Origin of the sequence: Paraburkholderia sp. MM5477-R1, assembly GCF_050436385.1 — a bacterium.
GTDB classification, from domain to species: Bacteria; Pseudomonadota; Gammaproteobacteria; order Burkholderiales; family Burkholderiaceae; genus Paraburkholderia; species Paraburkholderia tuberum.
The window spans coordinates 969,392-984,562 of record NZ_JBNDMC010000010.1 but is presented as its reverse complement, the minus strand read 5'-3'; the positions used below and the strand labels follow the sequence as shown (position 1 = coordinate 984,562).

Here is a 15,171-nt window from a genome sequence, read left to right as displayed (position 1 = left end):
AGAGACGCGTCCCCGCCGTTTTGCGCCGATAAGACGGGTTCCAAGTATGACACGGTAAGACGAGAGTAGGGTAGATGTCCGAATGTAGGTTTGCCGCCGCCCAAGCGGCCCGCTACCCTTGCATCTACGTCTGCAATGCGTCGCACAAAGCGGCTAGAACATGAACCGCGGCATGGGGCGAGCGATACACCCTCTTTTCGGCGCTGACTATGCCGTCGATGCCAGAGGCGTGCTGCAGATTTACCTCTACGCGCCTTGGCAAACGCAGTCACCCCGGCCCCGCTCGCCGCGGGGGGCAGCACAAAGCAGGAGATACCGGAAAACAACTGCTGTTGGCCGCTGCATGCCCGGCAGCACAAACGCCGCCGCAAACCGCCCCTGCCGCCGCGGGCTTTAAACCTGCGGTCTTAGGCGCGCTGAGCTGCTGCACGCGGACACTCATGCGGTTCGACAGGGATGGCGAAGCGAAACACCGCACTGCCAGGCTTGTTCGGCGCCTGCGTCGATGCACCCGCCATGAGTCTCGGCAATGGACCTGCAGATGGCAAGGCCCATGCCTATGCCTCCCGTTTTCGTCGTATAAAACGATTCAAAAAGGTGTTCCAGCTCTCCGTGGCGCAGCCCCACGCCCGTATAGGGGCAAGGAACATGGTCGGATATGTCATGACCTTCCTACGCCGTTTCCAGACAGAAAACAGTCGCAAAACTCAACCGTCCACCTGAGCCCCAATCCATCCAAGTTAAGAAATGGAGATCTTTCAGCAAGGCTTTTGCGTCATGGATCTGTGGGGTTTCGAGCGGGGTTTCCGTTGCTTTGAGATTCCCTGGTCGATGACGGAAGGTATGGCGTGCGACGAGGGCCAGGGCGTCCGCCAGCGAGGTCGCCGCGGCGATGCCGAGCAACAGGTATGGCAGTAGAGGCTTGAGCACGGAATGCACGTAAGCGCGGTTAATGCGTCGGCCGGGCGGCAATTCATGGCAGGCGTGGGCCGTCAGGGTGGTCAAGGCCTGCAAGTTGTCGCACAGCACCTTGGCGGCGAGATCTTGTACCACGGCGTGTTGCGACAGCCCCGAAACATGCTCGAGGTTCGAGCGGTGCTTGAGGCGCTTGAACGCTTCTTCTATTCGCCAGCGCTGAATAACGTCTGAAGCCGGAAGAACGCATCGCGCCAACCGAACGGGCGATGCGTGTCCAGAACTGGAACCGCTCGCCCGGTAGAAACTACGGTCAGGCGTTGCAGATCAGTGAAAGGCCGGCAACGCAATTCCGTATGTCGGCGCATGAGGTAATCCGCCTCGTTTTCCCAGAGGAGCCAATCATGGACCTCCTCACACGCAAACGTCCCCCCGAAGCTCCAACGCATGTTTGTCCACCACCGAGGACCTGCGGCGCTACCAGCATCTGGTCGATCACGGCACCTCGCCTCTATCACTGAATGCCGCAATCGCGGGACCGAAATTCCTTTTCGAAGTCGCGCTCGACCGCCCCGAACGGATAGTCTGTAAGGATGCACCCGGTGCGCCTGCCCGCACGCTGCCCGTCGTGCTCAGCCCCGATGAAGTTGCGCTGCGCGCTCGGCCACGCGCTGGTCCAACTCTGCGGTGGGGCTGAACCACCTGGGCGCGAGTTGAACAACCGTCTACGCGAGCGCCTGCCGCACGGCGGAACGCTATTTAGGGGCTATTTTTGGGGCTGCCGAAAGAGACTCGGTGTGGCCGGGCATGCAGTGGTTCACCACAGCGAGCCTCTCAGGATAGCTAACTACGAGCGATGTCATGCGGCAATCGTCAAGACCCGATCGGACAAGTCAAATTCAATTGCGATTGATTTAAGGCGACGCTCCCAATCCCATACGCCAAACACGTCATGCAAAGTTTGCAGAGGGGTAAGCAGCGATACGGTGCGACTATCGTCGATAGCGATTCGCGAATGGAGCAGCGCTTCCTTCAGAGCAGTGACGCGGGATCTGGGATAGTGCGGTGGTATTGTCAACTTGTTGAAGGGCGCGCTTGTGACAGCGCTTAACATACGGATCACTAATTTATGCGGCAATGCGATCCAGCATCAGATTGTCCGTTACGGTTTCCCACGCCTTGAACGCCTGCTTGCGGGCCTGCCGTTTCTGTTGCGCGTTCGCGTTGTAGCGGCAGTGCATGAACAGGTTGCTCACCTGAGCATGGACCGACGTGAATCGTTGTAGATGGCGCGCCGACTTGAAGCGCCACATCACCTTCTCGCGCATGCGCGTGGGCTGGTGCGAATTCTCCGCCCGGTTGTTCAGTCCTTTGTGCTGCCGATGCCCCACGTTCAGGCCCAGTTCGTTGTTCGCCGCCGCGTAGCTGCGCAGCTTGTCCGTGACGATCACGCGTGGGCAGCCGTGGCGCCTGGGACCTATCCGTCATTTCGTGGGCGAGGCATATCATGGGGTAAAAGATCATGGATATGCCGATGAAGAAGAAACGCACCGTGGCTTCTCAGGCAGCGGCCCGAGGGCCGCTGCCTGCCCTGCCGGAAGGTTTGCTTGACGAGCTGGTCAAGGGACCGATGACACCCACCGAGGTTCAGGACCTGATGCTGACTTTCAACAAGGCCGTCATCGAGCGCGCCATGGGCGCGGAGATGAACATGCATCTGGGCTACCCGCCGGGTCAGCCCAAACCCGAAGGCCAGAGCAACGAGCGCAACGGCGGCAGCGGCAAGACGCTCATCACCGATCACGGCCCGCTCAGGGTTGATCTGCCGCGCGATCGCAACGGCAGTTTCGAGCCGGTCCTGATTCCCAAACACGAGCGCCGTTTCACGGGGTTCGACGAACGCATCATCGCGATGTACGCGCGCGGCATGAGCGTGCGCGAGATCCAGGCGTTTCTGGCCGAAGCTTACGGCACCGAGGTGTCCCCCGACTTCATCAGCTCGGTCACCGACGAGGTGATGGCCGAAACGCTCGCCTGGCAAAGCCGCCCGCCCGAGCCGATGTACCCGGTCGTGTTCTTCGACGCGCTGCGCGTAAAAATTCGCAGCGACGGCGTGGTCAGCAACAAGGCCGTGTATCTGGCGCTGGGCATCCAGGCCGATGGCCAGCGCGACGTGCTCGGTCTGTGGATCGAACAGACCGAGGGCGCGAAGTTCTGGCTCAAGGTGTTCAATGAACTGAAGACGCGCGGCTGCCAGGACATCCTGATTGCGGTGGTCGACGGCCTGAAGGGCCTGGCCGAGGCGATTGGCACGGCCTATCCGCGCACGGCCGTGTAGACCTGTATCGTGCATCTGATCCGCAACAGTCTGGAGTACGCGAGCTACAAGGACCGCAAGGGGGTCGCCACGGCGCTGCGTCCGATCTACGCGGCGGTGAGCGAACAGGCCGCCCGCCAGGCGCTGCAGGCGTTCGCCGAAGGGCCATGGGGAACGAAGTATCCGACCATCGTGCAGTCCTGGCAGCGGGCATAGGAAAACGTCACGCCGTTCTTCGTGTTTCCGCCAGAGATACGCCGCGTCGTCTACACCACGGATGAAATTGACAAGCCTCAAGATCGATATTTTTTGAGCTTCATGACGTCTGCCTCGGCGGCCATTGCGTTGAGGCGGCCTTGTTGCCAGGCCGGGCCTGTTTCCAGCGGGAGAACAGCCGGTGATACGCCCGCTCGGCCTGCTCGGCCATCGCCCGTTCCTGGTCACGCACGCTCTTCAGATTGTAGGCTGCTGCACCGCCTTTCGGGCCGCCGCGGCGCGCAGGCATGCCGGCCTGCAGTTCGAGTGAGCGGGTCTTGCGCGCGGTGAGCGCCGGCCGGTCCCACGCGAAGGCCTCATTGCGTGTGAGGACGTACCACACCATAATGGCGATCTTGCGTGCTGTCGCGACAGCGGCAATCTGCTGGCCGCGCCGATCCCGGATGCGCAGGAAGAATGCGCGTAGCGGTCCGGCTGACTGCGCCGCCGACCATGCGGCTTCAACGAGCATTGCACGCGCATAGGAGCGTCCCCGCTTGCTGATACGGCCGTGCCTGGCGGGTTGCGCACCGGTCTGATAGACGCAGGGGTTGAGTCCGAAATAGCTGACCAGCTTCTCCGCGGTGGGGAATCGGGCGATGTCACCAATTGCGGACAGCAGACCAATTGCCACGATGGCATTTACGCCGGTGATCGTCAGCAATTTGCGCAGTCGCTCGTCGTCCAGCACGGACTGCGCGAGGGCCTGCTCAATCTGCTTAAGGTCGTCACCAAGACGGTCCAGCTCATGTAGCCGTTGCTCGACGCCCAATCGCTCATCGGTCGGCAGAGGCTGATCGGCCAGCCCGGCGCGCCCCTTCCTGCCAAACAGATCCGTAGCGGGGCAGCGCTCAATCAGATGCGCGGCGAGCACTGCATGCACTTCGTTCTTCAGGCGGGTGCGTTGCCGTACGATCTGCGCTCGTCGTGACATCTGCCGTCGCATCGCCTGCGTAGTCTCATCAGGCATCCACACCTGAGGCAGAAAGCCGCTAGCGTATAGCTGGGCCAGGATTGCCGCGTCGATCTTGTCGGTCTTGACCCGTGCTTCGGCAATCAGCCTGACCTGCAGAGGGTTAGCAACGATGACCTGACCGACATGTGCCCGAAGCACGTTGACGATCGCCGCAGTATTGCCAGCCGCTTCGAGCACGACATGATCGTCAGGTCCAAGCTGGGCAGCAAATCTCTCGAGTTCAACCCGGCGTAGTCCGGCACGACCGCCGGCACGCAGTACACCATCTTCCAGATACGCGATCTCGGCGACCGATCGCGACACGTCCAGACCAACAATGCGCATAGCCGTTCTCCCATGGAAAACACACACGGAGCCGGTGGGACGGCACGACAACTACGGATTCGCGCTCACAGCGCAACCGGGCGGGTCGCAAGGGCGGCCAACTACTAACACGAACTCGCGGCTCATCGTGTACCAACGGCCTGCCCACCCGAAGTGCTCCCCCGGTGCCCCTGTCCCGGATGGTCGTACCATACGCCTGAAACTTCGCGGCGGGGACGCGCTGGGCACCGGTTCATATCATGCCGGTTACGAACGCCATCGAGAGCCTGAACATGCAGTTGCGCAAGATCATCAAGACCCGGGGGCACTTCCCCAACGATGAGGCCGCCATCAAGCTGCTCTGGCTGGCGCTACGCAATGTGCTGGCAAAGTCTGTACGCGCAACCTTTGACTGGAAGTCCGCGATGAACCAGTTTGCCATCCTGTTTGGCGAGCGCTTTACGCTCGCGCATGGATGAGATTTTTCTAAACGCCTCGCACACGAAAATGCGGACAGGCTCGGCGCCTGAGCAGCTTGCGCATCAGCCGTTTGACCGCCGCCTTGTCGCGGCGGCTCTGCACCAGCACATCGAGCACTGCGCCGTGCTGATCGACAGCTCGCCACAGCCAATGCTTCCTGCCGCTGATCGTCACGACCACCTCATCCAAGTGCTAGGTGCCACTTGTCGCCGCGACCCGGCGCTGTCGAACGGATACGCTTCGCGATCGCAAGACCGAACTTCGTCGGCCAGCACCGCACCGTTTCGTACGTAAGCTCGATTCCCCGTGCCGCCAGCAGCTCCTCGACCATGCGCAGGCTGAGCGGGAACCGGTAGTACAGCCACACCGCGTAACTGATGATTTCCGGCGGAAATCGATAGCCCTTGAACGAAATCGGCGCCTCGGCCGACGGCAAAACGGAGACGGAGCTTTCTTCATGCCCCATTATATTTGTCGACCCCGGCCTCAACTTGACAATACCCTCGGCGCTCATAGCGCTGAAGTACTTCGCCGCCGCTCCATTCATCGACCTTACGAATGGCTGTCTCATACCTGCGTATGACCGGCTTACTGTGACGGCTCCCGCTACATTGCCGGCAAGACTCGAACCCTCGCTCCTGGACGCCTCGCTGCATCCAAAGGTATGAGCGCGTTATGCCCATGGAGGGCTGCGGTGACCGTTCGTACAATGGTTTTCTTTTGGTTGTCCGTCTACCTTGATTCCATGGAATTCGCGATTTTCATTTGAGTGGCAGCCATGTTAGACGTTCCGCGTAGCTGGGCTTATATCCTTAGCAGCGCGTACGACGAGTACACGTTCGTCCCCTGTCTGGATAAGAACTGTATCGCCGGACTGTTGACCTTAGCTTGGCCGCATCTGTATCCAGTGAGGGTCACGATGAGCAGGAACGCAAGAGATCTGGTCCAGCTGGCGTCGAGACGATCCGATGTCGACGGTAGCGACCAGCGTCTTCTACGCGGTACATAAAACGAACGCTGATCAAATCGCTCGACCGCCTATCGTCTGGCCGACTGGACGAAGGGCGCCAAGGCCCCGTTGATCGGGGATGCCACAGGAGATTGTCATGTTCATCTATTCGATCCGTTATCGCGATGTCTGCGGCCGGTGGTCGGTTGCCTTCGCACAGGCTGCTTCACAGTCCGACGCTGAAGCGATTGCAACCTGCCGTTATGGCGCGTTCCATTCCGTCAGCCATGCGCGATTGGTTCCTTGAACAACGTAGCCTGGTAGCCCGAACGGCCAAATTGGACCGGGGCGGCAAGTCCAGCCCATCGCGTCGCGTACGCAGCGAATGGCTGCTCGCGAGCCCCCGGGCTCGGCGTCGCATGCGGCTACCTCATCCGTTCCAATACACACAACAAGGAATTCCTCGCGTCTTACCCAGCTATCCTTAGGGAAACATGCTCTATCAATTGCACGAATTCCAGCGGGCACTTCTGAGCCCGCTCACCGCCTGGGCCCAGGCGGCATCGAAATCGTTCGCGAATCCCGCCAGTCCATTGGCTTACGTGCCGGGCGCCACGCGTCTGTCGGCCGGTTACGAGCTGCTGTACCGGCTCGGCAAGGACTACGAAAAACTGGAGTTCAACCTGCATCAGATCGTCAAGGACGGGCACAATATCCCGATCGTCGAACAGACGATCATCGAAAAACCGTTCTGCCGGTTGATGCGCTTCAAGCGTTTCGCCGACGACAGCGACGCCGTTACTCAATTGAAAGATGAACCGGTCGTGCTGGTATGCGCACCGTTGTCGGGACACCACGCCACGCTGCTGCGCGACACCGTGCGCACGCTGCTTCAGGACCACAAGGTCTACATCACCGACCGGATCGACGCGCGCATGGTGCCGCTCGAAGACGGTCCGTTCCATCTCGACGACTACGTCGCGTACATCCAGGAGTTCCTCCGCCACATCGGCTCGCAGAACCTGCACGTGATCTCGGTCTGCCAGCCGACGGTGCCGGTGCTCGCCGCGATTTCGCTGATGGCGAGCCGGGGCGAAGACACGCCGCGCACAATGACGATGATGGGCGGTCCGATCGATGCGCGTAGGAGCCCGACGTCAGTCAATTCGCTCGCGACGCAGCACTCGATCGGCTGGTTCGAAGCCAACGTAATCTACAACGTGCCGGCCAACTATCCGGGCGTGGGCCGGAAGGTCTACCCGGGTTTTCTGCAGCACACCGGTTTTGTCGCGATGAATCCGGAACGTCATGCGGCTTCGCACTGGGACTTCTACCAGAGCCTGCTGCGCGGCGACGAAGACGACGCGGAAGCGCATCGCCGTTTCTACGACGAGTACAACGCGGTGCTCGACATGGACGCGAACTATTACCTCGACACGATCCGCGTCGTGTTCCAGGAATTCCGTCTTGCCGAAGGCACGTGGGACGTCGCCGGCGAGCGGGTGAAGCCGCAGGACATCACGAAGACCGCGCTCTTCACGATCGAAGGCGAATTCGACGACATTTCCGGCGACGGCCAGACCTTCGCGGCGCATGACTTGTGCAGCGGCATTCCGGCGAAGAACAAGCGTCACATCACCGCGGAAAAATGCGGCCACTACGGGATCTTCTCCGGCCGCCGCTGGCGCACGATCATCTATCCGCAACTGCGCGAGTTCATCGTAGAACACGATCCGGCGCCAACAAGTGTCTGCAAAGAAGATCGGCGCGAAAAAATCGACGGTAACGAAAGTAATGCGAGCTATTCCTGCGCGACCGTCTGACGGTCGCGCCAGTTGTCAGGCGGCCTTCGGCTGTGGTCGGTGGCCGTCCGGAAAGGGGTCTGCCCTTCATTGTCCAATGTTGAAGAGCAGAACCTGGCCGAAAGCGCCAGTTAGTCCATCGTTCCGCGAAACAGTCATTCAGTCGGGATCCGAAGCATGACGCGACCGGCCGGTATGGCCGTGAAGCAACGTTCAAAATCGTGAATTGAATGGCCGCCACCTGAACCAGCCAGCCAGTCCATAAGCGGTGCGTTACCGCGACTCAAGGGCGTCGTGTCGCACTTGCGCCATCTCGCCCGGATGTTGGCCGCGGTATGCATCGAAGAGCTGCGAGCATAGCTGGGCGAGCGTATCAAGGTCTACGGCCTGATCTGCGTGGTCGACCTCGCCTGCGCTGAGTATGTCGTCGAGAACCGGGGCGAGACGGCGTAGTCGCACGAACGTGGCGGCCTCAAGTTTCATATTGAACCTCCTGTGGCCAGGCGGTGGAGAGCACCCTGAGACCGCCTGTGTTCTGGGGATGCTTTAGCTGAGTGAGCCCGAGTCCAACATACATTAACTCCAGCGCGTGTCAGGCGCCTGTGCGGGCTTGGACCAGCTCGCTGGCGAGAATCATTGCGTCTCTGTTAAGTGGTATGACTCGTCCGCGGACTCGGGGACGGTAGACCGAGTCGCCCAGATTGATATGCTTGCCGGATAGGGCGCAACACCCTGACGCGCGAGCGAGACACGCCGACCAGACCTGCTCTTCGTAGTTGCAAAGCGTCGCGTCACGCCAGCGCAGCACGAAGAGAGAATTGGACAGTTCCTCAACGACGGTTACAGTGAAGGGTCGCACGTCGCCGCCCGTCTGCCGGGGACGGAACGGCTCGCCCGTGGAGCGGGGACGGACGGACAGGGCCGGAGTCGTTCGCATCGGGTCTGGCGGGGAAGAAAATCGATGGATGGCTGCGAGCGTCGATGCCCAGGGGTCCATGCCATTCGGCGAAGAAGTGCCGCAAGCGGACTTTGACTGGGCGAGCCGGCCCGGCCGGTGCGGCGACGGATAATCGGCTGAAGGCAGCGCGGGGACAATAGACGTACGATTGGAGCCACTCTCTGACAGGATGTCAGAGTCCGTACTCGGTTCAGCGTTCAACATCGTGTTCCTCCCTTTAGCACTGTTTCCAGCGGCTGCCCTTTCTTCGAAAATGCGGTACTCCTTGATGGAGGCAGGAATGGCTTTTTTATTGGCGGCATATCGAAGTGACCAGTCAAGGCGATTGGGCGTTACTGTGACTGTGCAGTCGAAGCAGTTCGAGCAGGCGCGAGGCTGCGACTGGCTTTCTCAGAAACGCCGACACCTGCAGGTGGGCCGGTGGTGTCGCCACCGCTGAGTTCAGAAGGACAGGAATGGTTGCAAAATCCGGCTCGGCCGCGAGCGCGCCTATGAGGGTGGGTCCGTCCATGACCGGCATCATGAAATCCGAAACCACGATGTCAGGGCGCCTCCGGCGTGCTGCCTGCAGTGCCTCATCCCCGTTCAACGCAGTCATTACCTCGTAGCCTTCTCCGCAAATCAACGTTTCAAGCGCCTGAAGCAGGCTCATGTCGTCATCGACCAGTAACACCATCACCATGACCCGCCCCCGAAGCGGTGGTCTTTCACTTCGTCTGTTTGCCGGCAACAGCTATTCCGCTGCTCCCACGCGTTGAAAGCAGTCCATTGGACGGGAGCGTTCTCGCGGCAGCTGACGCCGCCAACAGCAAAGTCTGTGCTTCCGTCTTCATCCGGTGCGCATGTTTGCCCGGTGGGTGCAGCCTGACTCGCGCGTATTACCGCGACAAGCGATGGCCGACATTCCGACGCTGACTTTCCGCCTGCGAGCATTTTCTGTTCAAACGCCCCTCGCAGAAACTCTGGGACCGCGTCGCTTAGCGCCTGCGACAGACGGTCGAGCGTCTGTTCTCTTCCGTCGTCGAGAGCGGCTGTCCACAGCGCCGCAAGTTCTTCCGTCAGTGCGGTGGCAATGGGCGCGAGCTGTGTTTTGAGGTCTTCGCGTAGAGTCGGAATTCCCGATGGGGTAATGCTCCTCAATGCAGACTTGCGCTTTGCGGCCATTGGTGGCTCCCCAAGGTCTTTCGGTAGCGTGCATCCGTGCAATGCGTCAGTGCGGGGAGCCGTTGAAATGCAACGACCTGCACAACAGAGCTTCACAGCACGTGGCTAGAGGTCGAATAATCCCTGACCTGCGGCTACTGAATGCATATTGCGGAGAGGTCGACGGTACGGCGATAGATGTTCCTGCCACGCCACGGCACGGCACGAACGTGTACTCCGCATACGCGTTACTGCCGATATATATCCAGTTATGCAGAACAGCCGACACGACGAATCCTTGAAGACGTTAAAAAAGCGAACGGGTCGGGCCACCCCAAAAGGGGATGTTGTGGTCGGGCCGAACCGTGAGCTTTGCGCTGTCGTAGCGGAAACGCTGTCTCGATGAGAGAAGAGTAGGTTTTGCCGAATGGCAAATCTACTATGCGGTCGGATATGTCGATACCGCGTTAGCGTTACGTGGTTATACGGGCGTATAACTTCGCTTAGGAGATTAACAGGCGGTGCCGAACCGTGCATAGTCCAGTCCCGCCTTGACCCTGAAGGCGATGTTATCGCCGCGGTTAACGACTCGGGGTCTGGTATTCGTGAGGAAAAGCTTCCGCGACCTTCGAACCGTTCTGTACGACATGCATTTCCGGCAGGGTGATGAGTCTGCGATTTCCAGTTCTATTCATGCAGACCATGGTGGGCAAATCTGGGCCACCAGTTGTTCCTACGGCGGCGCAACATTCTCATTCAGCCTCTCGGCAGCCCTGACACAGGAGGTGAATACCCAGGCGGCATGTAAGCGCTCCGCGCGGGTTGCGTCTACAAGGAAGCAGTGTTGACTGCCATGCCGGTCTCGACCGCGATATCCCGGAGGCTGTTGCCCTGGCGACGCAGAATCTCGATTTCCATGTAATCCTCGTAGCTGATCACGGGCCGCCCAAAAGGAGCAACCCTACAACGAGGAGTATCAATTCCTAACTGCGTTGCTGTATCAATTCACAACTGCGCGCGACATCCACCATACGCCCCGCTGATGTGATTGTGGGTGGATTTGCCCCTATACCTTCGGTCATCGCCTAGACACCAAGGTTGATGAATGGAGCGGTGCCCGAACTGTCACTGGTCGATTGCATTGCAGCGCACGCTCGAACTTCCTCGCGCCGAGCTGTCGGAACTACATGCCTGCGAAGCCAGAGGCAGTCGTGGTGCCGGGATGACCATCGTCAGCCGTGGCGTCGCCACCTCAGCCAACGACTCGATCGCCAGCGCGTCCTGCGCGCACGCATCGGCGCCGTTCGGCTCGTAGCTGTCTGGGCACCCCGGATTGTTGTCCGCGCGCACAGGCGGGCCGCGCGACTCAGAACACAATGAAGCACAAGCGACCTCCCTGTATCAAGCTGTACAGTGCGAATCTTGGCGTGCAAGAAAAACAACCCGATCGATGCGATGCTCGTCACCGGTTCCTGTCGTCCTCCGGGCAATTGAATGCGGACACGGCTCAGATTCACTGTCCCCCGATACACGATCCCGCCTAGCCACGATACGAACGTGCATAACGTTCTCCGACCGAAGAAACTGATGACCAAAGAAGACGCTGCCGTTGCGGAGGTGTACCGCGAACGCACCGACCATGGAACCAACGTAAACGTGCAAGACAAAAAAGACCATTCTACGAATGGCACGCATTGCTCCTGCTTAGGAATGGCTGTCCCATACCTAGGTATGACTGGCTTACCGTAACGGATCCCGTTACATCGCCACTCGAACACTCACTTCCGGGATGCCTCGAGGTATCCAAACGTATAAGCGCGCTATGCCAACGGAGGATTGCAGCAACCGTTCGTAGAATGGTTTTCTTTGGGTCGTCCGTCTATCTTGATTCCATGGACTTTGCGTTTTCATTTGAGTGGGCGCCATGTTAAATGTTCTGCATAACTGGATTCACGTTCGTCCCCTGGCTGAAGAAAAGCGTGTATCGCCGGACTGTTGACCTTAGCCGCATCTGTATCCAGTGAGGGCCACGATGAGCACGAACGCAAGATATTTGCTTGAGCTGTGCCGAGATGATCCGACGTCGGCAAAAACTGAAGATGGCCGCGAACATCATCGCCGTCGGCGTCGCAGATCAACACGAGGGCTGCTGACATGAACGCGCTCGAACAGTGGCGCTCCCGACCGCTGCAGGTCAGTGTTCTGGATCGCTGCGATGAATGCGGCGAGATGAAGGAAGACGTCCAAAAGCGCGTGAACTATTGGCCGAATATTACTGCCGTCTGCTGTGGGAAGTGCTTCATCGAAATGATCGGCGAACACAGCGGATTTTGAGTCCTACGAGGAGTCAGCGATGACCGGAATGATTGTGACTGCTGCCGGCGGTTGGCACCCCTAACAATCGCTTTTCGATCGCAGCATGCAGCACACAGGATGCCCGCGTGTCTCGAGTCGGAGAAAGGGCGGCGTTCCCGTCCGCCCTTGTTCGCACGCAGCGGGCGACTCGGGCTGACGGCATGCGCCAAAAGCGGTGGGAGTCGGGCGCGGGCATGAGTTAGATGACGGTGGCCGTTCGGCGCGCGCAGCGCAGAGCTCCGCACATGTTCGCAGTAGTCGCCATGTGGCTGCGCTCAAAGCGGAGAGAGGCCACGAGTTTTTTCTTGGCTTTTGGGGGAAGGGCGCCAACTAAGATCAAGCGCCTCGGACAATATCCCGTTTCTGAGGCAGCGGTTCTTCAGGGATGGACGTCAGCCATGCGGGCTGTGAGCTGACGGCAGCATAACCATCGACGATCAACGCTAACGCATGACGCCGAGGCTCGATTTAGCCGTTGTTACCCGCGATGCGGGGATCATTCGGACAGCCGCTAGAGAGTGTTCGGCCACCGGACCTGGCGCTGCCGGGCGTGGGACTGGAGACTCAGGGGCTGGACTCCCAGGCGCCTGCAAACGGCGGAGAGATAAGGCTTGCCGAATCACCTCCATCAGGAGCCTGAAAGACTGCGGTGGCGATGGGCTTCCTTGGTACGGCAAAGGCTTGAGGTTATTGAGGCACGCGGAGCCCATAATGGGGCGCCGGCCGCCGCCTGACGGGTGATGACCCGGTGGTCATTTCCCAGACCGACGTTAAGGAAGTCTGTGCCATGCGAATAATCTTGGGGCTCCTGGCAATCGTTGCAATTTTTCCGGCGCCGGCATTCAGTCATGCGCTGGACAATCACTTGACGTGCGGAGAAACGGCACATGACTTCGTCACCAGTCTCGTCGACACTCAGTCCATCGTGACCCCCGCCATGCGGGTTGAGCCGAATTCGGTGAACGTGTTTCGCCCCACGAGCGACGCCGGGTTGACTGCATTCGGCCTCCGCGTTCATGCCGTTTTTGGATACCAGCCGGATGATCCACTTTTCAAAGCTGGCGGAAGCAACGCTTCGCCAGGTGCGGTTTACGGTGTGGTTGTGCTGGGTTCGGCGGATTCGGTCAAGCGTCTTCTCGGAGACGCTGGGAGCACTGCAGTCGTTCATCCGGTCATTCCCCTGGTGCTGACGGCCATCGTATGCAGGCAGCCCTCGAGTGCAGCCGCCAGACGGCTTTCCGCCGATGGGCAATGATCAAGGTCACACCGAGAGCCTTGTCGCTGAAGGCTTCGGAGAGCAGCCGTCAGATGGGTCTGAAAGGATGGAGGCGACTGCCCACTTCGGCACGTGCGTCCAGCGCGCCGTGACCCTGGACGAGGCTTTGAGGATCATCCGGCCGCGCCTGCCTCAAAAGACGAAAACATAAATGCAGCAGATCGATAGAAGCGGCCGCCGAAACTGCACCAGCCGAGAAACCGCCGCGCATGCCTGGGCGAGCTGATCCAGATCAACGGCAGCGATCATCGCTCGTTCAAGGAAGCGCGCGCCGGCGTGCACGCTGCTGGTGTTCATCGACGATGCAACCAGCCGGCTGATGGCGCTGCACTTCTCAGCGACCGAGTCGACTTTCAGTTACCTTGAGGCGATGCGTAGCTACCTGGAACAGCATGGCAAGCCGGTCGTGAACCGCTCCGGATTTGGTGGAGGCTCCAACTCTTGAGAGAATGGAGTCATGAACAAGTCGAACAAGTTTTCTGCTGAAGTCCGGGAACGTGCAGTGCGCATGGTGCAGGAGCATCGCGGCGAGTATCCGTCGCAGTGGGCGGCGATCGATCCATCGCTCCCAAGATCGGCTGCACGAGCGAGACGTTGCTTGGATGGGTCAAGCGAGAAGAAGTCGATAGCGGCGAGCGCGAAGGGGTAACCACGTCTGAACGTGAACGCCTCAAGGCGCTGGAACGCGAAGTCAAGGAACTGCGTCGCGCCAACGAGATTCTGAAGCTGGCGAGTGCATTTTTCGCCCAGGCGGAGCTCGACCGCCGCCTGAAGTCCTGAAGGCCTTCATCGATCAGCATCGCGACACCTTCGGGGTCGAGCCGATCTGCAAGGTCTTGCGGATTGCCCCGTCGGGCTACTGGCGCCATGCCGCGCAGCTTCGTGACCCGTCGCGGCGCTGTGCTCGCGCGATACGCGATGAACGTCTGCGCCCGGAGATCAAGCGTGTCTGGCAGGCCAACATGCAGGTCTACGGTGCCGATAAAGTCTGGAAGCAGCTGAACCGGGAGCGTATCGCGGTGGCTCGTTGCACGGTCGAACGGTTGATGAAGCAGTTGGGTCTGCGCGGCGTGAGGCGAGGCAAGCGTGTTCGCACCACCGTTCCTGATTCCATAGCCCCGCGCCCGCTGGATCGGGTCAATCGCCAGTTCAAGGCGGCACGGCCGAACCAGCTCTGGGTTTCGGATTTCACCTACGTTTCGACGTGGCAGGGCTGGTTGTATGTGGCCTTCGTGATCGACGTGTTCGCACGGCGCATTGTCGGCTGGCGCGTCAGCTCCTCGATGACCACGGACTTCGTTCTTGATGCACTTGAACAGGCGCTTTACGCGCGGCGCCCGGGCGGCGACGGAACGTTGATACACCACTCGGACAGAGGGTCCCAAGGCGGATTCAACCGGTCGTTGCAACACTAGATTATGAACAGATTTTAGGTATTCGTC

General features: G+C 59.9%; 11 protein-coding genes, 6 pseudogenes and 1 other annotated feature. Of the genes and pseudogenes, 8 read left to right on the top strand and 9 right to left on the bottom strand.

What is annotated here, in order from left to right:
- Positions 1-438: 438 nt before the first annotated feature.
- From OKW35_RS48390 to OKW35_RS48380, 3 genes and pseudogenes are all read right to left on the bottom strand, one after another.
- Complete coding sequence (locus OKW35_RS48390; protein WP_429555833.1) at positions 439-627, bottom strand: ATP-binding protein; 189 nt, start codon at positions 625-627, stop codon at positions 439-441.
- Between the two features lie 45 nt (positions 628-672).
- Entirely contained in the window at positions 673-1,173 is a 501-nt protein-coding gene (locus OKW35_RS48385; protein ID WP_429555832.1) for a hypothetical protein, read from the bottom strand.
- Positions 1,174-2,042: 869 nt separating this feature from the next.
- Positions 2,043-2,372, bottom strand: a pseudogene (locus tag OKW35_RS48380) (DDE-type integrase/transposase/recombinase); the annotation flags it as partial.
- A 71-nt stretch (positions 2,373-2,443) separates the two neighbouring features.
- Between OKW35_RS48380 and OKW35_RS48375 the strand changes: the two are divergent.
- Positions 2,444-3,520, top strand: a pseudogene (locus tag OKW35_RS48375) (IS256 family transposase); the annotation flags it as partial.
- A gap of 28 nt (positions 3,521-3,548) precedes the next feature.
- On the opposite strand, the gene OKW35_RS48370 reads toward OKW35_RS48375, so the two are convergent.
- Entirely contained in the window at positions 3,549-4,787 is a 1,239-nt protein-coding gene (locus tag OKW35_RS48370; protein ID WP_429555831.1) for an IS110 family transposase, read from the bottom strand.
- Between the two features lie 236 nt (positions 4,788-5,023).
- On the opposite strand from OKW35_RS48370, the pseudogene OKW35_RS48365 reads away from it, so the two are divergent.
- Positions 5,024-5,245 (top strand): annotated as a pseudogene (locus OKW35_RS48365) (transposase); the annotation flags it as partial.
- A gap of 31 nt (positions 5,246-5,276) precedes the next feature.
- Here OKW35_RS48365 and OKW35_RS48360 read toward each other — a convergent pair.
- Positions 5,277-5,682: pseudogene (locus OKW35_RS48360) on the bottom strand (IS6 family transposase); the annotation flags it as partial.
- 670 nt (positions 5,683-6,352) lie between these two features.
- Between OKW35_RS48360 and OKW35_RS48355 the strand changes: the two are divergent.
- Together OKW35_RS48355 and OKW35_RS48350 are read left to right on the top strand one after the other, a co-directional pair.
- Positions 6,353-6,502, top strand: coding sequence for a hypothetical protein (locus tag OKW35_RS48355; RefSeq protein WP_162633939.1), 150 nt, complete (start codon positions 6,353-6,355; stop codon positions 6,500-6,502).
- A 187-nt stretch (positions 6,503-6,689) separates the two neighbouring features.
- Positions 6,690-8,018, top strand: coding sequence for a polyhydroxyalkanoate depolymerase (locus OKW35_RS48350; RefSeq protein WP_429555830.1), 1,329 nt, complete (start codon positions 6,690-6,692; stop codon positions 8,016-8,018).
- A gap of 252 nt (positions 8,019-8,270) precedes the next feature.
- On the opposite strand, the gene OKW35_RS48345 is transcribed toward OKW35_RS48350, so the two are convergent.
- From OKW35_RS48345 to OKW35_RS48330, 4 genes are all read right to left on the bottom strand, one after another.
- The gene (locus tag OKW35_RS48345; protein ID WP_429555829.1) at positions 8,271-8,480 is read right to left on the bottom strand and encodes a hypothetical protein; all 210 of its coding nucleotides are present in this window, start codon (positions 8,478-8,480) and stop codon (positions 8,271-8,273) included.
- A 109-nt stretch (positions 8,481-8,589) separates the two neighbouring features.
- Positions 8,590-8,934 carry a DUF3331 domain-containing protein gene (locus OKW35_RS48340; RefSeq protein ID WP_084754081.1) on the bottom strand — a complete coding sequence of 115 codons (345 nt, stop codon included), beginning with the start codon at positions 8,932-8,934 and terminating at the stop codon, positions 8,590-8,592.
- Positions 8,935-9,271: 337 nt separating this feature from the next.
- On the bottom strand, positions 9,272-9,637 hold the full coding sequence (locus OKW35_RS48335) for a response regulator (protein WP_429555828.1): 366 nt from the start codon (positions 9,635-9,637) through the stop codon (positions 9,272-9,274).
- Between the two features lie 2,368 nt (positions 9,638-12,005).
- The gene (locus OKW35_RS48330; protein ID WP_429555827.1) at positions 12,006-12,254 is read right to left on the bottom strand and encodes a hypothetical protein; all 249 of its coding nucleotides are present in this window, start codon (positions 12,252-12,254) and stop codon (positions 12,006-12,008) included.
- Between OKW35_RS48330 and OKW35_RS48325 the strand changes: the two genes are divergently transcribed.
- The 4 genes and pseudogenes from OKW35_RS48325 to OKW35_RS48310 all read left to right on the top strand — a co-directional run.
- Positions 12,253-12,432 (top strand): hypothetical protein, encoded by a 180-nt coding sequence (locus OKW35_RS48325; RefSeq protein ID WP_429555826.1) that lies wholly within the window; start codon positions 12,253-12,255, stop codon positions 12,430-12,432. The two genes, OKW35_RS48330 and OKW35_RS48325, sit on opposite strands and share 2 nt — an antisense overlap.
- A gap of 808 nt (positions 12,433-13,240) precedes the next feature.
- Positions 13,241-13,708 carry a hypothetical protein gene (locus OKW35_RS48320; RefSeq protein ID WP_429470781.1) on the top strand — a complete coding sequence of 156 codons (468 nt, stop codon included), beginning with the start codon at positions 13,241-13,243 and terminating at the stop codon, positions 13,706-13,708.
- Between the two features lie 189 nt (positions 13,709-13,897).
- Positions 13,898-14,135, top strand: a pseudogene (locus OKW35_RS48315) (ISNCY family transposase); the annotation flags it as partial.
- 51 nt (positions 14,136-14,186) lie between these two features.
- Positions 14,187-15,114 (top strand): annotated as a pseudogene (locus OKW35_RS48310) (IS3 family transposase); the annotation flags it as partial.
- Positions 14,464-14,580: a sequence feature (AL1L pseudoknot), on the top strand. It overlaps the preceding pseudogene by 117 nt.
- Positions 15,115-15,171: the final 57 nt, after the last annotated feature.